The sequence below is a fragment of the Pseudomonas sp. Fl5BN2 genome (assembly GCF_009908205.1).
Taxonomy (GTDB): domain Bacteria; phylum Pseudomonadota; class Gammaproteobacteria; order Pseudomonadales; family Pseudomonadaceae; genus Aquipseudomonas.
The window spans coordinates 108678-131407 of sequence record NZ_JAAARL010000021.1 but is presented as its reverse complement, the minus strand read 5'-3'; the positions used below and the strand labels follow the sequence as shown (position 1 = coordinate 131407).

Below are 22730 nucleotides of genomic sequence, written 5' to 3'. Positions count from 1 at the left end.
GGGCGCGGGGGAGCGGCGGGCGGCGGCCGCGCGGACGGCAGGGATGATCCAGCGGCCATAGTCGACGGTGTCGTAATACGGGTCGTAACCCCGGTTGAGGAAGGTGCTGACGCCAAGGTCGACATAGTCCAGCAGGGCCTGGGCCACGGTCTCGGGGGTGCCGACCAGGGCGGTGGTGTCTCCGTAGGCGCCCACGGCCGTGGCGGTGGGCATCCACAGGGCGCGGTCGTGGCGGTCGCCGCGGGCCGCCGCCGCCAGCAGGCGTTCGGAACCGGTGCCCTTGAGGCGCTTCTGCCAGGGGCTGCCAGCGGCGAACTGCGGGTTGGCCTGGATCTGCGCGAGGATCTGTTCGGCCCGTTGCCAGGCCAACTCTTCGGTAGCCCCCAGGATCAGCCGCACCGAGAGGCTGACCCTGGGCGCGCTCACTCCGGCGGCGCTGGCGGCAGCCTTCAGTTTGCCGATCTGTTCGGCAACCCCGTCCAGGGGTTCGCCCCACAGGGCATAGAGGTCGGCGTGCTTGACCGCGATCTGGTAGGCGATGTCGGAGGAGCCGCCGAAGGAAATCGGAATGTGCGGTTGTTGCAGGGGTTTTACCGGGGAGAAGGCGCCCTTGATGTTGAAGTAGCGGCCTTCGAAGTCGAAGGGTTCCTCGGCAGTCCAGGTGCGCCGGACGATCTCCAGGTATTCGTCGGTGCGCTTGTAGCGTTCGGTCTTGTCCAGCAGGGTGTCGCCTTCCTGGGGCTCGGCGGTGATGCCGGTAATGGCATGCAGGCGGATGCGCCCGCCACCGGTGGTGTGGTCCAGGGTGGCAAAGGCCCGGGCGGCCACGGTGGGGGCGCTGAGGGCCGGGCGGTGGGCGATCATGAAGCCCAGGCGCTCGGTGTGGGCCGCGGCATAGGTGGCGATCTGCAGGCTGTCGGCGCTGCCCGGGCCGCTGGCGATCAGTACCCGGTCGAAGCCGGCGTGTTCATGGGCGCGGGCGTGCTCGCGGATGAATGCCAGGTCGAAGTCCGGGCTGCGGATGCCGCGGGTTTCGGACCATTGGCGGGGGAAGATCATGCCGACGAATTCGATGCTCATAGGGGGCGTTTCCTGGGGGGGCGCGTGTGGAAAGAGGGGGTTAGAAGCGGTAATCCACCTGGGCCAGCACGGTGCGTCCGGGCATCGGCTGCAGGAAGGTGTTGGTGGAGCCGGCCAGGCCGCTGACGAAGTTCAGCTCGTTGGTCAGGTTGAGCACGCGCAAGGTGCTGCTCCACTGGGGCTGGCGGTAGTAGAGGGCCAGGTCGAGGTTGTATTCGTCGGGGATCTTCACCGTCTTGCTCAGGTTCAGGTACCAGCTGCTGGTCCACCAGCCGGAGAGTTCGGCGCCAAAGCCCGAGTCGAAGCGGTAGTCGAGGTAGCCGCTGGCGGTGTATTCGGGGATCTGCACCGCGTCGAAGCGTCCGGACGGGCGCCGGTTGAGGCTGTTGTTGTCACCGAAAACCGTACCGTTGTCGGCGATGAACCCGGCGGAAGCGAAGCCGGCCTGGGAGGTGAATTCGTTGTAGGCGCTGAGTCTGGACAGGTTCAGGCCGCTGCGCAGGTGCAGGTCTGGCTGGTAGCGCAGGGTGGCCTCGGTGCCCTTGATGATCAGCCGGGCGATGTTGTTGTTGCTGTCCGGGGACTGGTCCCGGGCCTGCTTGAAGGTGGCCAGGGTCATGAACAGCTGGTCGGGCACGGCTTCGACCTTCAGCCCCAGTTCATGCAGCACGCTGAGGCTCTGGAAGGCCAGGGGGTTGAGCTGGTTGGCGCCACTGCCGCTGCCCCAGCCCAGGCCGTTGGAGAAGAACCCGGTGTTGACCGCCAGGGAGCGGTCGAAGGTGTAGTACAGGGTGCTGTTTTCGGTGGGTTTGACGTAGGGGCTGACCTGGAAGGCGAACAGCCGGTAGTTGTGGCTGTCGCGCTGGTCGTTGCCACCTTTGAGGACGAAGGGGTTGTCGATCTCGGCGTCGATCCAGCTGCGGCTGGCGCCGATGTTCAGGCCCACCCGGTCGCCCAGGCGCAGGTTGTGCTGGCTGAACAGGGTCTTGGTGGTCCAGGTGCTTTCGGCGGTGTAGGGCGCCAGGGATTCGGCGTACAGGCCGTGGCCGGCGGGGTACATGGCCCCCAGGTTGAGCCAGCCGTAATAGTTGGAGTACTGGGGCACCCCGGGCTGGCCGATCCAGGCGCCGTTGCCGCCGGCGGGGTTGCTGCCGGTGAGCCCCAGCAGGTCGCCGGGGTTCTTGCCGGAAGGGTCCTGGGTCAGGTCGTAGGCGTTGATGGTGGAGCCGAAGTGGTTGTTGGCAGCGATCGACTGGTTGAACTCGCGGCGGTAGATCAGCCCGCTGTTGCTGTCGTCCCGCAGGGTCAGGTTGCCGAGCCGGGTTTCATTGCCTGAACGGAACTCGAAACGGTTATCCAGCAGGTTGTCCCTGGACTGCACCTGGAAGGCGCCGACGGCGTCGGTCAGGTCCCTGGAGCGCTGGTAGAAGGTGCTGTTGGCCAGGGTGATGGTCGGTGACAGATCGGCTTCGACCCGCAACTGGGTGGTGAAGCGCCGCGAGCTGTTCTGGTCCTCGCGGCGCTGGCCGGCCTGGGGCGACAGGGAACTCAGGCCGTTGCCCGCCAGGCTCGGGTCATACACCCAGCCACGCAGAGTGCCGGGGCTGGCCTGGGTGTTGGGCGAGGCCGCCTGGAAGCTGCCATCGACCACGCTGTACTGACCCTGGGCGTTGCGCTGGCGCTGCACCCAGCCCAAGGTCGGGGCATTGGCCGCGCCCGAGGCCAGCACCGGCGACCACAGGCTGTTGCCATTCTGGATGATCGGCGTGGCGCGCCCGGCGTAGTACTTGCCGCTGTCCACCAGTTGCTGGGTGGCGCGGTTCCAGCCATGGGTGATGTTGTAGTCGTAGTAGTTGTCGTAGCTGGCGTTCCAGTCCACCCGCAGGTTGTCGTTGCGCCAGGCCAGGGCGCCGTAGAAGGCGTCGAAATTGTTGTCGACGTTGTCGTAGTAGTCCTGCTGGCGCTGTTTGCTGATGCTCACCCGGTAGGCCAGCTGATCGCTCAGGGGGCCGGTGTTGTCGATGCTGAACTTGCGCGAATCCCGGGACTGGCCGTCCGGCACCCAGGCGCCGAGCTCGCCGCTGAGGCGGGTCTTGAATGCGCTGAAGTTGGGCTTCTTGCTCAGGTAGTTGACGTAGCCACCGCTGCCGGACACCGAACCGTAGGTCACCGAGGAGGGGCCGGCGACGATGTCCGCCCCCTCGTAGGCGTTGAAGTTGGCCGGATGGCGCACGCCGTAGGCGCGCTGGCCGTCCTGGAATACCTCCGAGCCCTGGGCGCGGAACTGCGGGGCGATACCGGCGTTCTGCCCGCCACCGCGGGTGATGCCCGGGGCGTACTTGACCAGGTCGTCGGCGCTGCGGATCGGGTCGTTGGCCAGTTGTTCGGCGTTGATCTGGGTCACCGAGCGCGGGGTGTCGATGATTTTGGTCTCGGTGCCGCCATACACCGAGGTCGCTGGCCGGGTGGGCAGGGCATCGTCGTCGGGCTGGCTGCTGGCCTGGACGGTGACGGTTTGCAGCTGGGTATCGGCGGCGCACAGCGGCGATGCCAGGGGTGAAAGCATCACTACGGCCAGAGCCGGGCCGAATGCGGGGCGAGCGAAGGCGTTGGAGGGCATGGCACATGAGCCTCATATTGAATCGTATGAATGTTCTGTAGGCGCCGGCTTGCCGGCGAAGAGGACCTTGAGGCTCGCGGTGCTCTTGCGGACGCCTTCGCTGGCAAGCCAGCTCCTACGGGTTGTGTGGTGGTGCGGTGGTTCCTTGTAGGAGCCGGCTTGCCGGCGAAGAGGGCCTTGAGGTTGGCGGTGCTCTTGCGGGCGCCTTCGCTGGCAAGCCAGCTCCTACGGGTTGTGTGGCGATTCCGGTGGTTCCTTGTAGGAGCCGGCTTGCCGGCGAAGAGGGCCTTGAGGTTGGCGGTGCTCTTGCGGGCGCTTTCGCTGGCAAGCCAGCTCCTACGGGGTCAGGCGTTGGGGTTGAGCCACAACCTTTCGAAACGCCAGGTGCTGAACAGCGATTGTTCTTCGTGGGCACCGCCGACGCGGGTGGAGACGCTGTCCAGCAGGTCGGCATAGCCCCAGATCAGCAGGCCGCCACGCTCGTACTGGATCTGCTGCGCCTGGTGCACCAGGGCCGTGCGCCGTTGCAGGTCGGGCTGGGCCATGGCGGCAAGAAACACTTCGGCGAACTGCGGGTCGTTGAAGTGGGTCTTGTTGGACACGGCAAACGGCGCGTCGGTGTGGATGGCGCTGGCCAGGAACGGCGCACCGATGCTGCCGCCGGTGCTCAGGGTCCAGTCGTCGCGCTGCGGGCCCTGGAAGGTCGCCAGGTCCACCTGGCGAACCTTGAGGGTCACGCCAATGCGCTTGGCCTGTTCCGCCAGCACCAGGGCCGAGGTCAGGCCCGGCCCGGGGGTGGTCACCAGTTCCAGCTCCAGGTTCTCTTGCCCGGCGTCCTTGAGCAGTTGCGCCGCGCGCTGTGGGTCGTGGGGGCGCGGGCCCAGGCTGTGGTTGAAGGTCGGGTCGCTGGGGGCGTAGAGGTCGTTGGCCACCCGGCCCTGGCCATTGAGGGCGCGGCGTACCAGTTCCTCGCGGTCGGCCAGCAGGCGGAATGCCTCACGCACCCTTGGGTCGTTGAAGGGTGGCTTGTCCAGGTTCATGTCGAAGGACAGCCAGTTGCCGGTCACCGATTTCAACAGCCGTACCCGTGGGTCCCGTTGCAGCACCTGCAGCTGTTCGGTGGGCATTACGTTGGCCATGTCGATCTGCCCGGAGCGCAGGGCGGCCAGGCGCGCCACCTGGTCCTTGAAGTCGATGATCTCCAGTTCGTCGGCGTAGGGCTGGCCGTCCTTGTAGTAGTTGTCGAAGCGGGTGAACAGCGAGCGCTGGCCCGGGGTGAAGCTTTTCAGCTTGTAGGGGCCGGCGCCCACCGGGTTGGTCACCGGGTGGTAGTCCACAGGGACGATGCCACCGAAGTTGACCCAGGTTTCCGCCAGGGGCATGTAGCTGCGGCCCTGGCGAAAGCTCAGGCGCACGGTGCGTTCGTCGAGCTTCACCAGGTTGTCGCGGTCGACCCAGTGCAGCAGCGCCGCATAGGGCGAGGCCAGCTGCGGGTCGGTGAGGCGGCGGATGGAGAAGATCAGGTCATCGGCATCAATGCTCTTGCCGTGGTGGAATTCCAGGCCCTGGCGCAGGCGCAGGGTCCAGCTGCTGGCATCGGCATTGGGTTCGGCGAACTCCGCCAGGGCCAGGCGCGGTTGCATCTGTTCGTCCCATTCCCAGAGTTTGCTGTACAGCGCAAAGCCGCGGACGATGCCGCTGCCGATGGGTTTGTGGGCGTCCAGGTTGCCGCTCTGGTTGCCATCGAGGATGCCCAGGCGCAGGCGACCGCCGTAGCGCGGCGAGTTGCTGGCGGCGGCCACGCTGCCTGTGCCGCTGGAGCTTTCGGCACCGCAGCCGGCCAGCAGGCCGCTGCCCAGCAGCAGGCCGCCACCGAACAAGGCACTGTGACTCAAAAAGCTGCGACGGCTGAAACCGGAGGGGTCCTGGCTCATGGCATCAGGCTCCGGCCGGGCCGTTGGCGCTGCGCAGCTCCAGCGGCGCTTGCGGTTGGCGGCTCAAGGCGGCGCGTTCGCCGCGAAAGTGCGGCAGGATGTGCTCGCCCAGGCGGTAGGCCTCCTCCAGGTGCGGGTAGCCGGCGAGGAAGAACAGATCGATGCCGATGGCGTGGTACTCGCGGATGCGCGCCACGACGTTTTCGTAGCTGCCCACCAGGGCGCAGCCCGGGGGAATGCCGATGTAGCCGAAGCCGGTCCAGACATTGGGGTGGATGAAGAAGTCGTCGAAGCTCTGGGTCTCGTTCTTCTGCGCGAAGCCGTTCTCGTAGCTGAGCTTGCGCGCGGTGCGCAGCCCGGCATGGGCGGCCACGGCCTTGACCGCGCCCTTGGCGATGCCTTCGTCGAAGAAGCGCTTGGCCTCGGTGCGCGCCAGCTCTTCGGTCTCCCGGGTGATGACGTCGATCGACAGGCCGAAGCGGATGTCGCTGCGCCCGTACTGCAAGGCCCGCTCACGGATGTCGGCGATCAGCGCGGCGATCTCGTCCGGGTGTTCGGCGCGCATCAGGTAGAAGTCGGCATGCTTGGCGGCGAACTCCCGGGCCGCAATCGACGAGCCGGCGGTGCAGATCAGCGGCAGTTCGGCCTTCTTCAAGGGCCCGCGCAGGCCACCGCCTTCGGCGCGGTAGAAGCGCCCCTGGTAGTGAAAGTTCTCGTTGTGCCAGTAGCCCTTGACCAGGTCCATGAACTCGCTGGCACGGGCATAGCGCTCATCGTGGTCGCTGAAGTCGCCGACCTGGCGCTGAATCGCGTCCGAGCCGCCATTGATGATGTTCCACACCAGGCGGTTGCCGGTGGCGCGCTGGTAGGTGGCGGCCTGCTGTACCGCGACCCAGGGCGTGTAGTGGTAGGGCTGGAAAGCGGTGACGAACTTCAGGCTGCGGGTTTCCCGGGCCAGCAGCGAGCAGACGGTCCAGGGCTCTTCGCCGGACGGTGCGTTGACCATCAGCGCGCCGCCGAAACCGTTGATTTCCGCGGCCTTGGCAATCTGCCCGAGGTAGTCGATGTAGGTGAAGTGGTCGCCGACGCTGAAGCCTGAGACGGCGCCGGTGCTGGGGCCGCCACGGTGCCAGTCGCCGCGGTTGCGTGGGTCGCCGGGAAGAAACTGGGTCTCGCCGTGCAACGGCAGGCGGGTGAAGAATTCAATGCTCATGGATGGGGCTCCGGGTTATTGCACGCTGGGGTTGCAGACGGGGGTGATGGGCTGATCGTTGATCACCTTGTGGGCGAAGGGCACCGAGTCCTTGAGGGAGGCATTCACCGTTTCGCTGTGGCCCAGGCCCTTGTACAGGTGGCCCTCGACCACCGAGCCGGCCTTGCAGGCGTCCTGCATCAGGGCCACCTGGGTGGTGGCGGCCGGGGTCTTGTCCTCGGCGCCGGTGCCGATGAACACCGGCTGCGCGGTCTTCAGGGTCGGGTAGGACACCTGCTGCTGCCAGGCCGCCAGTTGATTGCCCTGGTAGTCCTTCTTGGCGTTGGCCGGGGTCAGCCCGACTCCCACCACGTCGCTGACCAGGGATGCCAGGCAGCTGGTGCGGGCCTGTTCGAACAGCGGCAGGGCCTTGTCGGTGTAGAAGTCCTTGGGGTTGATGCTGGGGTCGTACTGCTGGGCGGCCAGCAGGGTGTAGAAACCGTAGGCCAGGGAGGCGTCGACCTTGTTCGGGTCCTGCTCGCCGACGTTCTTCGCGCCGATGGTGTAGATCACCCCGGTGCCAATGCTGCCCTTGACCCCCAGCTCCGGGGCGTAGGTGGCGGCATAGGCGGCCGAGGCGAAGGCCCCGGCACCGCCCTGGGACTGGCCGACGATCAGCACCTTGTTGGCCAGCTCGGGCACCCCGGCGACCACGGCTTTGGCGGCGTCGAGAATGCCGTAGGCGGCCATGCGGTTGTTCAGCAGCGGATGGCCGCCGGGCACGCCCAGGCCCTGGTAGTCGGTGGCGACAATGGCGAAACCTTCATCCAGCCAGCGGCTCAGGTACTGCACGTCACGGTAGGAGCGGCCCTGCCAGGACGGCGCGCAGACATCCGCCACGCCCACCGTGCCGTGGCCCCAGGAAGCCACCGGCCAGCCGCCGGTAGGGGCCTTGCCCTTGGGCAGGAACAGGGTGCCGGAGACCACCACCGGGGTCTTGCCGTCGATGCCATCGGTGGAGGTATAGAGAATCCGTTGCGCGCTGGCGGCGTTGGGCAGGCTCAGGGTGGCTTCCAGGGGCTCGCTGCGCAGCAGCTTGCCCGGGGTGGCGGGAATCGCGTCCTGCCAGGTGTAGAAGGCCGAGACCCGGCCGTCGCCCTGCTGCGGATCGGGTTTGGGGGCGTAGGTCGGGCCGGCCATGGCTGTCAGCGAGACCGCCAGGACACTCAGGCCAAAGGTGAATTTTGCGGACAGTTTCATCAATCAGACTCGCGTTCAGGGTTCAAGGATGGGTGGCGACCTGGCCGCGCAGGGCGGGCCAGTAATCGCTCAGGTGCAGGTCGATCAGGGCCTGGTTGGTGAAACCGGTGGCCAGGGCCGGGGCGATGTCGTAGGGCGTGCGGATCAGTTGGTTGGCCAGGGCGTAGTCGCTCAGTGCCTGGTAGTGGGCCTTGAGCTGCTGGTCGCTTTTCGGCGCCCAGCGCTCTTTCCAGGCCACCGGATCGCCCTGGTCGTCGCGGCGCAGCACGCTCTCGGCGGTACCAGCGCGGGAGGACAGCTGGTAATAGGCGTCCTGGTTCTGTTCCTGGGAAATCCACCAGGCGGCCTTGACCCAGGCAGTGGCCAGCAGTTGGGTCACCTCCGGGTGCTGCTCGATGAAACTGTCGGTGCCCCACAGGTCGGAGATCAGCCGCCAGTCATTGGCCCCTTGCTTGGTGGACCAGATGATCTTGCCCACGCGCTTGTCTTCCAGGGCATAGGCCTCGCTGAGCAGCACCGCAGCGTCGACCTTGCCGGCGGACACCGCGGCTGCGCCGACCTGGGGGTTGAGGTTGGCGATCTTGAAGTCGTCGAGCTTCAGGCCCTTGCTGGCCAGGAAGTTGCTGAAGGCAAACTCCCAGGGCCGGCCGCGATGCAGGGCCAGGCGCTGGCCCTTGAGGTCCTCGATGCTCTTGGCCGTGGAGTTCGTCGGCACCACCAGATAGATATTGTTGCCGCTGCCGCCGGGCACGATCAGCTTGCCGGGTACGCCGCCGGCACCGGCGATTACCGAGGGCAGGTCGCCGCGCACGGCGAAGTCGATGCTGTTGTTGCTGAAGCCTTCGTTGATCTGCGGCCCGGCGCCGGCATGGGGCAGGGCGATCCACTGCAGCTTGATGCCGCGCTGGCTCAATTGCTGCTCCAGCCAGCCGTCCTCGATGACCCGCCCGGCGATGCCGCCGAACACCGGCTTGCCGCCTTGGGTAAAGGCGACGATGGCGATCTTCACCGACTCAGGGGCCGGATTGGCCAGGGCGGTGACACTGACCAGCAGTGCGGCCAATGCGGCCAGGGTGTTGCGCCATAAAGCTTGCATTGCACTCTCCCTAAAAATGTTTGCCGTCATCGCCCGAGCGAATCTCGGTCTGGGCCCTTGGGCCTTGCGTTGCCCTTGCGGACGCCTTCGCTGGCAAGCCAGCTCCTACGGGGTGTGGCGGTGTTTCCTGTAGGAGCCGGCTTGCCGGCGAAGAGGCCCTTGAGTCTTGTGTTGCCTTTGCGGACGCCTTCGCTGGCAAGCCAGCTCCTACGGCGGATGTCGCGGTGTTTCCTGTAGGAGCCGGCTTGCCGGCGAAGAGGCCCTTGAGTCTTGTGTTGCCTTTGCGGACGCCTTCGCTGGCAAGCCAGCTCCTACGGCGGATGTCGCGGTGTTTCTGTAGGAGCCGGCTTGCCGGCGAAGAGGCCCTTGAGCCTTGCGTCGCTCTTGCGGACGCCTTCGCTGGCAAGTCAGCTCCTACAGGGCTCGGTATTGGTTGCTGCGGCGTAGGGGCCGGTGTTGGCAGGGAGAGAGCAGATTGCATGCCAGGGTGCGGAAAAATCGCTGCAGGCCTTGCAGGGCAAGGGTTTCGCAAGAGTCGGGCAGGCTCGTCGCAGACCTCTGTTGCTGATCGGCGAACAGCTGGGTGCTGGCCGATTGCTGCTCCAGCAGCAGGCCAGGAGCAGTGATCAGGCATATTCACAAATGGAATATATAAAGATTAATTAATAATTATTTAGTCTAAATATCTTCGTGCACTATTGAACCCGCGCTTTTACTGCCAGGAATGCACCATGTCGCTGATCACTCATCCACACGCCCGCGAATTGACCAAGTCGGTACGGGCCACCGTTCTGGTGTTCAAGGACCCGCGCTCCCAGGAACTGCTCAGTCGCATCGAGCGTCTGGCCCCCAGTGAGGCCAATACCTTGATCATTGGCGAGACCGGCACCGGCAAGGAGCTGGTGGCACGGCACATCCATCATTTGAGCCGCCGCGGGCGTGAGCCCTTTGTCGCGGTGAACTGCGGGGCCTTTGCCGAATCCCTGGTGGAAAGTGAACTGTTCGGCCATGAAAAAGGCGCCTTTACCGGCGCCACCACCCATAAGGCCGGCTGGTTCGAAGCGGCCAACGGCGGCACCTTGTTCCTTGACGAGATCGGCGACCTGCCGTTGAACATGCAGGTCAAGCTGCTACGGGTGTTGCAGGAGCGGGAAGTGGTGCGCCTGGGTTCGCGCACGCCGATTCCGATCAATGTGCGGCTGGTGGCGGCCACCAACGTCAACCTCGCGGATGCGGTGGTGGCCGGGCACTTTCGCGAAGACCTGTTCTACCGCCTGCACGTGGCGACCATCCGCCTGCCACCACTGCGCGAACGCCCGGGGGACATTCTGCCCCTGGCGGAATTCTTCCTTGAGGAACACTGCCAGCGCCTGGGCTACAACCGCGCCTCGTTGACCGAGGAGGCCGAACGCAAGCTGCTGGAGCACAGCTGGCCGGGCAACATCCGTGAGCTGGAAAACGCCATTCACCACGCCTTGCTGGTGTGCCGTCAGCAGCGAGTGGCGCCTGGCGACCTGCACCTGGTGGACATGCGCTCTTCCGGCATCCGCCAGGAACAGGCACCCCAGGCCGCAGCACTGCCGGCCGCGGCTGCTCCGGTGGATTTGGGACGGGCCTTGCAGGCGCTGTTCGAACAGAACATTCCGGACCTGTACGAGCACATCGAAGAGACGATCTTTCGCGAGGCCTACCGCTATTGCCACGGCAACCAGCTGCAGACCGGACGCCTGCTCAATATCAGCCGCAACATCGTGCGGGCCCGGTTGGAAAAGATCGGCGAGTTGAACAAGCCCCTGGCAACCTCCGTTTCTTAGGCCCGAGAACCGGCCCGGCGCTTTTTTTGCCCGGGCCGGTTGACGCCTGCCGGCTTGATCTCTAGTCTTTGGAACGATCATTCCAGAAAGGTAACAGCCGTGCGTCCCAAGGAGTTCGACCCCGACCAGATCGCCGATGCGGCCATGCAGGTGTTTTGGCAGCGCGGTTACGCGGCCACCTCGATTCAGGACCTGGTGCAAGGCACCGGCTTGAGCCGCAGCAGCCTGTACAACGCGTTCGACAGCAAGCATGGCCTGTACACCTGCGCGCTCAAGCGCTACCAGCAGATGACCAGCGCCAATATCGAACTGCTGAATGCACCGGCCCCGGTGCTGGAGCGGGTGCGGCGTTTGCTGATGCGCATTGTCGACAACGAGCTGGAGGATGGTCGGCGCCTGGGCTGCCTGGCGGCCAATGCGTCCCTGGAAATGGCCGGGCAGGACCCGGCGGTGGCGCAGATCGTCGCGCAGAATTTCCAGCGCATTGAAAGCGCCCTGGAGCAGGTGCTGCGCCAGGGTCAGGAGCAGGGCGAGATCGATCCGCAGAACAATCCCCGGGCCCTGGCCAGTTTTGTGGTGTGCACCGTGCAGGGGCTGCGGGTGCTGGGCAAGGGCAGCCTGCCCAATGAACGGCGCCAGCGCTTGCTGGATGTGGTCGAGGTGGCGCTGGCCAGCCTGTCCCGAGCGCAGCCCCTCCCGTAGGAGCCGGCTTGCCGGCGAAGAGGCCCTCAAAGCGCTATCAGGCTCAAGGGGGCCTTCGCTGGCAAGTCAGTTGCTATCGGAGTGGGCGTTTTTTTGCCTTGTATTGGAATGATCATTCCACAATTCGATCAACATAGGAGAAACACAGATGGACAAGCAACCAGCAACCATCGCGGTATTAGGCATCGGCATCATGGGCGCGGCGGTGGCGCGCAACCTGCGGCGCAAGGGATTTGCGGTGCACGCCTGGAACCGCACGCCACAGCGGGCCCAGGCGCTGTTGGCGGAGGATATCCAGGTGTTTGACCAGGCCGCCGAGGCAGTGCGCGGGGCGCAGGTGATCATCACCCTGAACAAGGATGGGCCCGCCGTTCTGCAGGCCATGCAACAGGCCGCGCCGGGGCTGCAAGACGGCGCCATCTGGCTGCAGATGGCCACGGTCGGCGTGGAGGCTATCGATGAGCTGCATGGTTTTGCCAAGGCCCGGGGGCTGGTCTTCTATGACGTGCCGGTACTGGGCACCCGGCAACCGGCAGAGCAGGGGCAACTGGTGGTGCTGGGGGCCGGTTCCGGTACCTATCGGCCATCGTTGCAGCCGCTGTTCGACGCCATCGCCAAGCGCGTGCTCTGGGTCGGTGAAGAACCGGGGGCGGGCAGCCGCCTGAAACTGGCCCTCAACAGCTGGGTACTGGCCCTGACTCACGGAGCGGCGGAAAGCCTGGCCCTGGCCAAGGGATTGGGGGTGGACCCGGCGCTGGTGGTGGAACTGGTCAGCGGCGGTCCCCTGGACAGCGGTTATTTCCAGGCCAAGACCCGGGCCATGCTCAGTGGCGACTACAGCCCGAGCTTTACCGTGGCCAATGCCTTGAAGGATGCCGAGTTGATGGTGGCTGCGGCCCACAAGGTTGGAGTCCGGCTGGACCTGGCCGAGGCGGGCATCCAGCGTTTTCAGCGTGCCCTGGACCGGGGGCACGCAGACAAGGACATGGCCGCGTCCTACCTCGGCTGAATGCCCCGTAGGAGCTGGCTTGCCAGCGAAGGCGTCGGCCCAGGCGCTGCAAGGCTTAAGGGCCTCTTCGCCGGCAAGCCGGCTCCTACAGGGAACTGCACGGTGTACCTGACTGCTGTAGGAGCTGGCTTGCCAGCGAAGGCGTCCGCCCAGGCGATGCAAGACTCGAGGGCCTCTTCGCCGGCAAGCCGGCTCCTACAGGGAGCTGCACGATGTACCTGACTGCTGTAGGAGCTGGCTTGCCAGCGAAGGCGTCCGCCCAGGCGATGCAGGGCTCAAGGGCCTCTTCGCCGGCAAGCCGGCTCCTACACGGGGGGGATTTTTTTCTTGTGTGAGTATTTGTTCATGAGTGGTTCTTCGTCTTTCCCGGCTGCCTCCAACCGGCTGCCGATCTGGCAGTTGCTGGCCTTCACCCTGGCCGGCTTTGTCGCCATCGTCACCGAAACACTGCCCGCAGGGCTGTTGCCGCAGATCAGCCAGGGCCTGGGCATCAGTCAGGCCCTGGCCGGGCAGTTGATCAGTGTCTATGCCCTGGGCTCGGTGGCCGCGGCGATTCCGTTGATCGCCGCCACCCGCAGCTGGCGCCGCCGGCCCTTGCTGTTGCTGGCCATCGGCGGCTTGTTGCTGTTCAACAGCCTCACTGCCTTGTCGACCCACTATCTGTTGACCCTGGCCGCACGGTTCGCCGCGGGCATGGCCGCCGGGCTGGTCTGGGGCCTGCTGGCCGGTTATGCCCGGCGTCTGGTGGTGCCCGAGTTGCAAGGCCGGGCCCTGGCAGTGGTGGGGATCGGCCAGCCGATTGCCCTGTGCCTGGGGGTACCCCTGGGGGCCTGGCTGGGAACGCAGATGGATTGGCAGGAGATTTTCTGGGGGCTGTCGCTGCTGGCCCTGCTGCTGTGGTTCTGGGTGCGCCTTGCGGTGCCGGACTATCCCGGCCAGCAGGCCCACCAGCGCCAGCCGATCGCGCGGATCTTTCTCACCCGGGGCCTGCCCCAGGCGCTGCTGGTGATCTTCGTGTGGATCCTGGCCCACAACATTCTCTACACCTACATCGCGCCGTTCCTGGCGTCCCTGGGCCAGGCGGCTTCCCTGGATCGAGCTCTGCTGGTGTTCGGCCTGGCCTCTCTGGCGGGGATCTGGCTGACCGGGCTCGGCGTCGATCGCTGGTTGCGCGGGCTGACCCTGTGCAGCCTCGCCGGCTTTGCCCTGGCGTGTCTGCTGTTGGGTATCGGCGCCAGTCAGCCCTGGCTGCTGTGGCTCGGCATTGGCGCCTGGGGCCTGACCTTCGGCGGCGCCCCGACCTTGCTCCAGACCGCCGTGGCGGACGTGGCCGGGGAGGGCGCGGACGTCGCCCAGTCGATGTTGGTGACGATCTTCAACCTGGGAATCGCCTGCGGGGGTGTGGTCGGTGGCCTGCTCTTGCAACGCTATGGCGCGGTGTCCTTTCCCTGGGCCATGGCCGCTCTGGCGCTGGCGGGCCTGATATTGGTGTGGGGCGCACGCCGCCATGCCTTCAAGCCGGGTCAGAGGCTGGCCTGCTCCGGCTGAGCATGGGCCTCGCGGGCCTGTTGCAAGAGGGTTACCCATTCATTGGCGAAGCGGTGGCAGTCCCCCGGCCAGCGCGCGGTCAACAGGTTGCGGTCACGCACCACAAAGCCGCGCTCGGGATGCGCCGCCGAGTCCCGGCGGGGCAGCCAGGGGCCGGAGAGAAAGTCCGCCGGGCTGGCCAGTACCTGCTTGATCTCGTGCTCGACGCTGTGGTCGTAGGTGCGGTAGTAGCGCCCCAGCCACGGCGCGGTGACGATCCAGGCCGCCAGCTCCATGGGCCCGGCGAGCAGGGCGGTGACCTTGCGCCCGTAGAGTACCGAACGCCCGCTTTCGGGGTCGATGCAGCGGGCCAGTGCCAGGGGGCCGTGACACACCGCGGCCACGGGTTTATCGGCCTTGAAGAACGCCAGGATGATGCGCCTTGCGTCCTCGGACTCCAGCAGGCTGCGCATGCCCCGGGCATGCCCGCCCGGAATCAGCAAACCCTCGAAATCCTGCGGATCGACTTCGGCATAGTTCAGGGGGCTGAGAAACGCCGGGTCGCGGGTCATGCTGTGGTAGCGCTCAAGGTCGGCGGCCGGGGTCATCAACAGCGGATTGAGCGGGCCGAAGCCCAGGCTCACCAGGCGCGAGTCGGCGTAGGCCACAAACCCCAGCGGCGTGGCGAATTGCGCCTCGAACCCGGCCTCCCTGGCAGCCTGCCAGGGCAGGCTGCTTTCAGTGGGATCGTAGTCGGCGTGGGGCAGCAGAATCAGGATCATGGCGCGGGCTCGCAGCACAAAGGGTGCGCAGCAGATTAGCAGGCGTCGGGCAGGCTGTAGTCGAACGCGTAGTGGTGCTGGCCGTCCTGGATACGGATCTGCATCCGGCCCGTGAGGCCCAGCAGTTCGCCGCTGGTGGAGTCGGGCAGCACCTGGATGTGCAGGGTCGACTGGCCGCGGTCCATGACCCCGTAGTGCATCAGCACGAAGCTGCCGCGGCGACCGGCCAGGCTGCCTGAGAATCTTTCCAGCGCCACATAGCCTGCCGAGCCCGCTACCGTGCCGATGCTGTTGAGCATTTCGCCGAGGCTGGTTCCCTGCAGGTCGCCCTCGAAGGTCTTGTGAATCGCCTTGCGTCCCAGTTGCGCCGCTTCGGTATCCGGGGCAACGGGGTGGTTGGGCAGTTCGACGTTGAATTGTCCGGTGGCGTGCATGCTGTTCTCCAGTGTTGAGCGGGTGATAATAAGCGCCTGACCGTTGGGCGTTGGGCCCAGGTCTTCGGACAAGGATGAAAGCACAAGCATCATGCAGCGGATTGGAAAAACACGACCGCCAGCAGCAGCGGCTCCCGGGCCGGCTCGGGGTGTGCTCAACCAGCGCTTGCCGGCCCGGCACTTCGAGCATTTGCGCCAGGCCCCGCCGCCCGCCCTGGCGCCCTGGGTGGAGCACTTCTGGTATGTCGGCTGGGCCTTGCCCGGGGCGCTGGTCGAACGCCAGGAAACCTTGCCTCATCCCAATGCGCACCTGGTGTTCGAGGGGGGCCAGGCGCGGGTCTGGGGGCCGCATCGGCAACGCTTCAGCAAGACCCTGGCCGGCCATGGCTGGGTGTTCGGGGTGAAGTTTCGTGCGGCGGCGTTGCAGCCGTTCTGGGGGCGCCCCATGGAGCAATTGCGTGATCGCTCGGTGGCTGCTGGCGAAGTCTGGGCCGCCGCCGATACCTGGCTCGACCCTGGCGCCTGGCCGGGGATGGCGGTGATGTGCGAGCGGGCCGAAGCCTTGCTGATGCCCAGCCTGCCCGCCGCCGATGAGCGGGTGTGGCTGCTCAATGAACTGGTGGCCCGGGCCGCGACGGACTGTCGCCTGACCCGAGCGCAGGACCTGGCGCAGTTGGCCGGCGTGAGCCCGCGTCAGTTGCAGCGGCTGTTTGCCCATTACGTCGGGGTGAGCCCAAAGTGGATCATCGCCCGTTACCGCTTGCATGAGGCCCTGGCGCTGTTGCAACGCGGCGAGGCCCAGCCGGATGCCGAGCTGGCCCTGCGCCTGGGCTACTTCGACCAGGCGCATTTCGTCAGGGACTTCCAGCGCATGGTGGGCCAGCCACCGGCCGCCTACGTGCGCAGCCAGGTGGCGCCGGACTGAGCTGGCGCCAGCGTTGGCCAATGGTCGCTGCTTATTTGGCCGCTGCCGCGCGGGTGCGTTCGATGTCCTGCACCAGGCCATCGATGCGGCGCAATTGCTCGCGGTTGTCGTGATCCCAGGGATGAAAGCCCGGCTTGAAGAAATGGAGCCAGGGCAGGGCGATTCGCGGGAACACGCCCTTGGGGCCGTAGAGGTACTTGATCACTTGCCACAGGCCGCGCCAATGACCGCCGCGACGGCGGTCGGCAATCAGCATGCGCAGGTGAAAATCGAACACCACCAGCCAGAAGGTCAGGGTGGTGAACAGCATGCTCCCGGTGCGGATCAGGTAGCGCTTGGGCCCGGGCTTGAGCACGCTGTTGAAGACGTCGTAGGACACCGACTTGTGCTCGGTTTCCTCCAGGGCGTGCCACAGCCACATCTGTCGGTAACCCGCCACCGAGTCGCCGAAGCGGCTGGGGTCGCGCAGCAGCAGGTCGGCAAGAATCGCCGTGTAGTGTTCCAGGGCCACAGTGATCGCCAGGTTGAAGGCGGGTGGGAAGTGTTTTTTCTGGAAGTCGAGGAACATCCGCAACCGCCGGTCCAACAGCTGGGCCGGCAGCCCGGCCGCTTGCAACAGGTCGTTGTAGCGCAGGTGCTCACGGCTGTGCATGGCTTCCTGGCCGATGAAACCCTGGATCTCGCGCCTGAGCTGGGGGTCGTCAATCTGCTCGCGGTAGTGGCGCACGCTGTCCATGAAGAACAGTTCGCCGGCAGGGAACAGCAGGGACAGGGCGTTGAAAAAATGGCTCACGTGACTGCCTTGTTCGTGCCAGTCGCAGGCGCGTTCGGCAGGCAGTTCGACCTGGATGTCGCGGCGGATGGGCAGCATGGCTGTCGCTCCTCTAGACATGAAATGGGGAGCGCGGCCTTAGCGGCTGCGTTCGTCCTGGGGCTCGTAGACTGGCGCCGGGACCTTGCCCGGCCGCGGCGCCATGCGCCGGCTGAGCCACACCACCAGGGCCTGGTAGGCACTGGGCAGCAGGCGCACCAGTAGGTCGAGGACGTGCGCATCACGGCCGATCAGCACCCGCCGCTGGTTCTTGCGCACCCCCCGCAGAATCACCTTGGCGGCGGTTTCGGCGGAGGTGATGAAGAGCTTCTCGAAGTCGTCGCGGGCTTGCTGTTCGTTGTCGATCAAGAACCCCTTGACGCTGTCGCAGATGCGGCTGGAACGGGCGATCTCGGTGCGGATGCCTCCCGGGTGCACGCAGGTGGCGGAGACCCCGTGACCTTGCAGGTCCAGCTCCTGGCGCAGGGATTCGGTGAAGCCGCGCACGGCGAACTTGGTGGCGTTGTAGCCGCTCATGCCCGGTTGGGCGAACAGTCCGAAGACGCTGGACGTGTTGACGATATGCCCCTCGCCGGCCTGCTTGAGGTAGGGCAGGAAGGCCTGGGTACCGTGCACCACGCCCCAGAAATTGACGTCGACGATCCACTCCAGGTCGGCCAGGCTCGAGCCTTCGATGGTGCTCGACAAGGCCACCCCGGCGTTGTTGAACACCAGGTTGACCTGTCCGTGCTCGGCGGCAGTGGCGGCGGCCCAGGCGAACATCGCCGCACGGTCGCCGACGTCCAGTTCCTGGCTGCTGATGCGCAGTGGCAGCAGCGTCGCGGCCCGCGCCTGGGCCGCGGTCTGCGCCAACCCCTGGGGGTTCTTGTCGGCGAGTGCCAAGTGGCAGCCTTCGCGGGCCAGGGCCACGGCCAGAGCGCGGCCCATGCCGGAGGCGGCGCCGGTAATGGCGGCGACTTTACCGTTAAAGTTTTTCATCGATGGCGGCCTCTTGCAGATTCACTGGGCGCACTGTGGCCGGTGTGGCGACAGGCCCGGGATGGGGCAGGTGAGTGGTCAGGTAGTCCTCGAGCTGGAAGTGCTGCACAGCCTTCCTGAAGCTCAAGGTCGAGCCGGGCCAGAGCGTGGTGTTCTGCCCACTGCGAGGGTCCAGGTACCAGCTGCGGCAACCGCCGGTGGACCAGATGGTCGTCGCCAGGCGCTGTTGCAGGCGCTGGTTGTACTGGCTCTCGACCTGGGGCTTGACCTCCAGTGTGGCTATTGCGCTGTGGCGCATCCGTTCCAGGGCCTTGAGGATGTAGTCCACCTGGGCCTCGATCATCAGGATCATCGAGTTGTGCCCCAGGCCGGTGTTGGGGCCGACGATCATGAACAAATTCGGAAAGCCCGCCACGCAGGTGCCAAGGTAGGCATGGGCGCCCCTGGACCAGCTGTCGATCAGGTCCTGGCCCTGGCGGCCAAACAGCAGGCCGCGGGGAATCGGGTCGGCGGCCTGGAAGCCGGTGCCGAAGATGATGCAGTCCACGCTGTGCCGGTGGCCGTCGGCGGTGATCAGCGCGTCGCCGTCGATGCGCTGGATCGCCTCGCTGATCACCCCCACGTTGCCCCGGGACAGGGCCGGGTAATAGTCATTGGAAATCAGGATACGTTTGCAGCCAATGGTGTAGTCCGGGGTCAGGCGCTGGCGCAGGAGCGGATCGGGCACCTGTTTGCGCAAGTGCCGCAGGGCCACGCGCTGCACCACTTTCATCAGCTGTGGGCGGCGGGCGAAGGCGATCACCCGGCTCTCCAGGGTCCAGTACAACGCCGAACGCATCAGCCGCTGAGTGAATGGCAGATGCTTGAAGGCCCAGCGCTCCAGCACGCCGAGTTCACGGTCGGGCTTGGGCATGATCCACGGCGGGGTGCGCTGGAAGAGTTTGAGCTGGGCCACCTGGGGGGCGATTTTTGGCACGAACTGGATCGCGCTGGCGCCGGTGCCGATCACCGCCACTCGTTTGCCCTGCAGCGAATAGCGGTGGTCCCACTGCTGGGAGTGGAAGCGCTTGCCGGTGAAGGATTCGAGCCCGGGTATATCGGCAATCGCCGGGCGCGACAGGCCGCCCATGCCGGAGACCAAGACCCGCGCACTGACTTGGCGGCCATTGCCAAAGCGCAGTTGCCAGCGCTCGGTGACGGCATCGAAGACGGCCTGTTCCAGGCCCATGTTGAAGCGCAGAAACGGCCCCAGGGCAAAATCCCTGGCGCAGTTTTCCAGGTATTCGCGGATTTCCGCCTGGGGGGCGAACTGCCGGGTCCAGTTCGGATTGGGCGCGAAGGAGAAGGAATAAACGTGGGATTGCACGTCGCAGGCGCAGCCGGGGTAGTGATTGTCGCGCCAGGTACCCCCCAGGGACGCGGCGTGTTCGGCGACAAAGAAATCTTCTAGCCCGGCTTCTTTGAGTTTGATCGCCATGCACAGCCCGGCGAAGCCGGCGCCAATGATGGCGATGTCAACGACCTCGGGGTCATTGGGTGGCGAGTACGCATTCATGGTGAGTACCTCGATTGTGGTGACGCTTTTTGATGACTTTCGTCGGTGAGTGAAATCTCAGGATTGCACAATTTAAAATAATGTTTTAAAAATTAATTTAAATAAATCACCTGAAAATGTCATCTGCGCCAGTCGCCTGTGGTTTTTTGCGGGGCTCATCCGGACTCTGGATGAGACGTCACAGGCAGTAGCAGGCCCAGGCAACAGCCACAGAGCCGGATCATCCCGATCGCGGGCCACGGCGCAGGGAAGCTGAGGGGACGGGTTATGGATTGGCTGGTAGCGGCAGCGGTATTCCTGATAGTCAGCGCGGTGCTCTGGGGAGTGAGCGTGCGCATCAACCGCAGGATTGAACGCGAGGTTCCGATCAACGGCCGCTTCCTGGACGTTGCTGGCGAACGCATTCATTACACCGACGAAGGCCGCGGCCCGGCGCTGTTGATGATCCATGGGCTATCGGGTTGCGGGCGCAATCTCACGCACTCCCTGGCACCACAATTGCGCGAGCAGTTCCGGGTGATCACCCTCGACCGGCCCGGTTCCGGCTACTCCACTCGAGCGCGGGGCGCGGCCGCGGACTTGCCAGCCCAGGCCAGCCTGATCGCTAGCTTCATTCGCACCCTGGACCTGGGACAGCCACTGGTGCTTGGGCATTCCCTGGGGGGCGCGGTTGCCCTGTCCCTGGCGCTGGATTATCCGCATGCGGTGTCCGGGTTGATCCTGGTGGCACCGCTGACCCATCCCCAGCGCACGCTGCCACTGGTGTTTCTGTCCCTGGGGGTGCGTCCGGCCTTCCTGCGGCGCTGGCTGTCACTGACCCTGGCCGCGCCGATGGCCATGCTCGGGCGCCGGTCCCTGGTCAAGGCGGTGTTCGCTCCGGATTCGCCGCCCGAGGATTTCCCCGTGCGTGGGGGCGGGCTGCTGGGCATGCGCTCGGACAACTTCTATAACGCCTCCAGCGAGATTGCGCTGGTCAACCGCGCCTTGCCCGACATGGTCAAGCATTACCCCAGCCTGACGTTGCCGGTGGGCTTGATCTACGGTTCGGCCGACGCGGTACTCAACTACCGCAAGCATGGCGAGTCGATGCTCGGCAAGGTGACGGGGCTGTCACTGGAGATTGTTCCGGGGCACGGGCACATGCTGCCCATCAGTGCGGTCGAGCCGGTGGTGGCGATGGTCCAGCGAATCGCAGCCCAAGCCAGGCCGCAGCGCAGTGCCACCGTGCTGCACCCGCCGTTCGCGGCATCACGAGCAAGCTAGGGGCGTTGTCGGGGGCGCGTTGACGCGGCGCCCAACGACTCTGGCAGCAGCGGTAAATGCTTCACGGGCGACATTCAAAACAAGCCGAAAAAATAGTTGACGAGCTAACGAATCCGAGCTATTTATTTAAAAAAATGTTTTGAATGTTTTTTTTGAAAGTGCAATTGAGCGATTAAAATAATGAAAATAACGCCATTTCACGCTTTTGTTTTTTCATCCATTCACGCTCTGTACAGCGCAACCGCGTTGTCCTTTATAGCATCCCTGCCGACCGCCATCCTGCGGAGGCTGCCATGACTGTTTCCGTGGCGGCACCTGGCGTATGGACCGATGGCAAGCGTCACCTGTGGTGGCTGGGCATCTTGCCGATGATCACTCCGCTGCTGGCCGGGCTGTCCGCCCTGACCACCGGTGTCCAGGTGCTCTGGTGGAGCGGGGTGCTGGTGATCTTCGGCCTGATCCCGTTGATCGACGGCCTGATGGGAGAGGATGCCAGCAACCCGCCGGAATCCGCGGTTCCCGATTTGGAAAAACAACCCTACTACCGCTTCATCGTCTATAGCTGTGCGGTGTTTTCCGTGCTGTCGCTGGTGGTCACCGCGTGGATGGCCGTCAGCGGCGTCGACTGGATCATCGCCGGCGGCCTGTTGCACTTGAGTGAGCAACTGCACCTGCACGGCAGCCTGGCGAGTTTCGCCGCGTTTCTTACCGAACGCGCCCAGTTGCACGGCAGCGTCGGCTGGTTCACTTACCTGGGCATGGCGATGTCCACCGGCGCGGCCACGGGCATCGCCATCAACATCGCCCATGAACTGGGGCACAAGAACCGGGGGATGGCCAAGTTCCTGGCCAAACTGGCCCTGGCCTCGACCTTCTACGGGCACTTCTTCGTCGAGCACAACCGGGGCCACCACGTGCGCGTGGCGACTCCGGAAGACCCCGCCAGTTCGCGTCTTGGCGAGTCTTTCTGGAGCTTCCTGCCGCGTACCACCTGGTTCAGCCTGCGCTCGGCCTGGCACCTGGAAAGCCAGCGCCTGCACAAGCTCGGGCTGCCGACCCTGCACTGGAAGAACGGTGTGCTCAGCGCCTGGTTGTACAGCGTGGTGCTCTGGGGCGTGCTGATCGCCTGGCTCGGCGCGGCGGTGATTCCCTTCCTGCTGATCCAGGGCATCTACGGTTTCTCCTTGCTGGAGGTGGTGAACTACGTGGAGCACTACGGCCTGCTGCGGCAGAAACAGCCTAACGGCCGCTATGAACGCTGCTCGCCACGGCATTCCTGGAACAGCAACCGGATCGTCACCAACATCTTCCTGTTCCAGCTGCAACGGCACTCCGACCATCACGCCAACCCGACCCGTTCATACCAGGCCCTGCGCCACTTCGACGAATCGCCGCAACTGCCTTATGGCTACGCCACCATGATCGTCTGGGCCTACGTGCCGTTTCTCTGGCGGCGACTGATGGATCACCGAGTGCTGGCGCATTACTCGGGGGATGTCCGGCTGGCCAACCTGCATCCGGCCAAACGCAGCGAACTGCTCAAGCAACACGGCTTTACCGACACCGATTGAAACACCGCTGTTGCGTTGTGCTGCTCAGCCCTTCAAGTGCCGGTGAACCATTTGCGTTCACCGGTGACGGAGTCCCTTGACGGGTGAGCAGAGTCAGATGAAGTCCTTGAACACGTTGACCGACAACAACAATAAGCAACTGTAAGGAAGTCACGG

The 22730-nt window shown here is 65.3% G+C and carries 18 protein-coding genes; 7 read left to right on the top strand and 11 right to left on the bottom strand.

The window, feature by feature from the left end:
• From GV819_RS25950 to GV819_RS25925, 6 genes are all read right to left on the bottom strand, one after another.
• The coding region (locus GV819_RS25950) for an LLM class flavin-dependent oxidoreductase (protein ID WP_161758900.1) at positions 1–1080 on the bottom strand (1080 nt) is incomplete at its 3' end.
• Between the two features lie 40 nt (positions 1081–1120).
• Entirely contained in the window at positions 1121–3700 is a 2580-nt protein-coding gene (locus tag GV819_RS25945) for a TonB-dependent receptor plug domain-containing protein (protein ID WP_161758899.1), read from the bottom strand.
• A gap of 344 nt (positions 3701–4044) precedes the next feature.
• A complete protein-coding gene (locus tag GV819_RS25940; RefSeq protein ID WP_161758898.1) occupies positions 4045–5634 on the bottom strand; it encodes an ABC transporter substrate-binding protein in 1590 nt (529 codons plus the stop codon).
• 4 nt (positions 5635–5638) lie between these two features.
• Positions 5639–6847, bottom strand: coding sequence for an LLM class flavin-dependent oxidoreductase (locus tag GV819_RS25935; protein WP_161758897.1), 1209 nt, complete (start codon positions 6845–6847; stop codon positions 5639–5641).
• Positions 6848–6862: 15 nt separating this feature from the next.
• Entirely contained in the window at positions 6863–8086 is a 1224-nt protein-coding gene (locus GV819_RS25930) for a lipase family protein (RefSeq protein WP_161758896.1), read from the bottom strand.
• A gap of 22 nt (positions 8087–8108) precedes the next feature.
• Entirely contained in the window at positions 8109–9182 is a 1074-nt protein-coding gene (locus tag GV819_RS25925) for an ABC transporter substrate-binding protein (RefSeq protein WP_161758895.1), read from the bottom strand.
• A 731-nt stretch (positions 9183–9913) separates the two neighbouring features.
• Between GV819_RS25925 and GV819_RS25920 the strand changes: the two genes are divergently transcribed.
• From GV819_RS25920 to GV819_RS25905, 4 genes are all read left to right on the top strand, one after another.
• Positions 9914–10996: a sigma-54 interaction domain-containing protein gene (locus GV819_RS25920; protein WP_161758894.1), complete on the top strand. Its 1083-nt coding sequence runs from the start codon at positions 9914–9916 to the stop codon at positions 10994–10996.
• Positions 10997–11095: 99 nt separating this feature from the next.
• Positions 11096–11698 (top strand): TetR/AcrR family transcriptional regulator, encoded by a 603-nt coding sequence (locus tag GV819_RS25915; RefSeq protein WP_161758893.1) that lies wholly within the window; start codon positions 11096–11098, stop codon positions 11696–11698.
• Between the two features lie 148 nt (positions 11699–11846).
• Positions 11847–12707: an NAD(P)-dependent oxidoreductase gene (locus tag GV819_RS25910; protein ID WP_161758892.1), complete on the top strand. Its 861-nt coding sequence runs from the start codon at positions 11847–11849 to the stop codon at positions 12705–12707.
• A gap of 345 nt (positions 12708–13052) precedes the next feature.
• Positions 13053–14255 carry an MFS transporter gene (locus GV819_RS25905; RefSeq protein ID WP_161758891.1) on the top strand — a complete coding sequence of 401 codons (1203 nt, stop codon included), beginning with the start codon at positions 13053–13055 and terminating at the stop codon, positions 14253–14255.
• Here GV819_RS25905 and GV819_RS25900 read toward each other — a convergent pair.
• Positions 14231–15016, bottom strand: a complete 786-nt coding sequence (locus GV819_RS25900) for a type 1 glutamine amidotransferase domain-containing protein (protein ID WP_161758890.1) — start codon at positions 15014–15016, stop codon at positions 14231–14233. The genes GV819_RS25905 and GV819_RS25900 overlap by 25 nt on opposite strands.
• Before the next feature lie 35 nt (positions 15017–15051).
• Entirely contained in the window at positions 15052–15450 is a 399-nt protein-coding gene (locus GV819_RS25895; RefSeq protein WP_161758889.1) for a DUF3224 domain-containing protein, read from the bottom strand.
• A gap of 91 nt (positions 15451–15541) precedes the next feature.
• Between GV819_RS25895 and GV819_RS25890 the strand changes: the two genes are divergently transcribed.
• Positions 15542–16375 carry an AraC family transcriptional regulator gene (locus GV819_RS25890; RefSeq protein ID WP_161758888.1) on the top strand — a complete coding sequence of 278 codons (834 nt, stop codon included), beginning with the start codon at positions 15542–15544 and terminating at the stop codon, positions 16373–16375.
• A gap of 31 nt (positions 16376–16406) precedes the next feature.
• Here GV819_RS25890 and GV819_RS25885 read toward each other — a convergent pair whose 3' ends face one another.
• Genes GV819_RS25885 through GV819_RS25875 form a run of 3 tightly spaced genes read right to left on the bottom strand, consistent with a single transcriptional unit; the run spans position 16407 to position 19740 of the window.
• Entirely contained in the window at positions 16407–17246 is an 840-nt protein-coding gene (locus tag GV819_RS25885; protein WP_161758887.1) for a metal-dependent hydrolase, read from the bottom strand.
• A 39-nt stretch (positions 17247–17285) separates the two neighbouring features.
• The gene (locus GV819_RS25880) at positions 17286–18185 is read right to left on the bottom strand and encodes an SDR family NAD(P)-dependent oxidoreductase (RefSeq protein WP_161758886.1); all 900 of its coding nucleotides are present in this window, start codon (positions 18183–18185) and stop codon (positions 17286–17288) included.
• Positions 18172–19740, bottom strand: coding sequence for a flavin-containing monooxygenase (locus GV819_RS25875; RefSeq protein WP_161758885.1), 1569 nt, complete (start codon positions 19738–19740; stop codon positions 18172–18174). Before GV819_RS25875 ends, GV819_RS25880 begins: the two co-directional genes overlap by 14 nt.
• A gap of 267 nt (positions 19741–20007) precedes the next feature.
• On the opposite strand from GV819_RS25875, the gene GV819_RS25870 reads away from it, so the two are divergent.
• Positions 20008–21003, top strand: coding sequence for an alpha/beta fold hydrolase (locus GV819_RS25870; protein ID WP_161758884.1), 996 nt, complete (start codon positions 20008–20010; stop codon positions 21001–21003).
• Between the two features lie 293 nt (positions 21004–21296).
• A complete protein-coding gene (locus GV819_RS25865; RefSeq protein WP_161758883.1) occupies positions 21297–22574 on the top strand; it encodes an alkane 1-monooxygenase in 1278 nt (425 codons plus the stop codon).
• Positions 22575–22730 lie beyond the last annotated feature (156 nt).

Coding starts and splice junctions, on each gene's coding strand:
- GV819_RS25945 (WP_161758899.1), bottom strand. CDS start 3,700: ATGCCCTCCAACGCCTTCGCTCGCCCCGCATTCGGCCCGGCTCTGGCC.
- GV819_RS25940 (WP_161758898.1), bottom strand. CDS start 5,634: ATGAGCCAGGACCCCTCCGGTTTCAGCCGTCGCAGCTTTTTGAGTCAC.
- GV819_RS25935 (WP_161758897.1), bottom strand. CDS start 6,847: ATGAGCATTGAATTCTTCACCCGCCTGCCGTTGCACGGCGAGACCCAG.
- GV819_RS25930 (WP_161758896.1), bottom strand. CDS start 8,086: ATGAAACTGTCCGCAAAATTCACCTTTGGCCTGAGTGTCCTGGCGGTC.
- GV819_RS25925 (WP_161758895.1), bottom strand. CDS start 9,182: ATGCAAGCTTTATGGCGCAACACCCTGGCCGCATTGGCCGCACTGCTG.
- GV819_RS25920 (WP_161758894.1), top strand. CDS start 9,914: ATGTCGCTGATCACTCATCCACACGCCCGCGAATTGACCAAGTCGGTA.
- GV819_RS25910 (WP_161758892.1), top strand. CDS start 11,847: ATGGACAAGCAACCAGCAACCATCGCGGTATTAGGCATCGGCATCATG.
- GV819_RS25905 (WP_161758891.1), top strand. CDS start 13,053: ATGAGTGGTTCTTCGTCTTTCCCGGCTGCCTCCAACCGGCTGCCGATC.
- GV819_RS25900 (WP_161758890.1), bottom strand. CDS start 15,016: ATGATCCTGATTCTGCTGCCCCACGCCGACTACGATCCCACTGAAAGC.
- GV819_RS25895 (WP_161758889.1), bottom strand. CDS start 15,450: ATGCACGCCACCGGACAATTCAACGTCGAACTGCCCAACCACCCCGTT.
- GV819_RS25890 (WP_161758888.1), top strand. CDS start 15,542: ATGCAGCGGATTGGAAAAACACGACCGCCAGCAGCAGCGGCTCCCGGG.
- GV819_RS25885 (WP_161758887.1), bottom strand. CDS start 17,246: ATGCTGCCCATCCGCCGCGACATCCAGGTCGAACTGCCTGCCGAACGC.
- GV819_RS25880 (WP_161758886.1), bottom strand. CDS start 18,185: ATGAAAAACTTTAACGGTAAAGTCGCCGCCATTACCGGCGCCGCCTCC.
- GV819_RS25875 (WP_161758885.1), bottom strand. CDS start 19,740: ATGAATGCGTACTCGCCACCCAATGACCCCGAGGTCGTTGACATCGCC.
- GV819_RS25870 (WP_161758884.1), top strand. CDS start 20,008: ATGGATTGGCTGGTAGCGGCAGCGGTATTCCTGATAGTCAGCGCGGTG.
- GV819_RS25865 (WP_161758883.1), top strand. CDS start 21,297: ATGACTGTTTCCGTGGCGGCACCTGGCGTATGGACCGATGGCAAGCGT.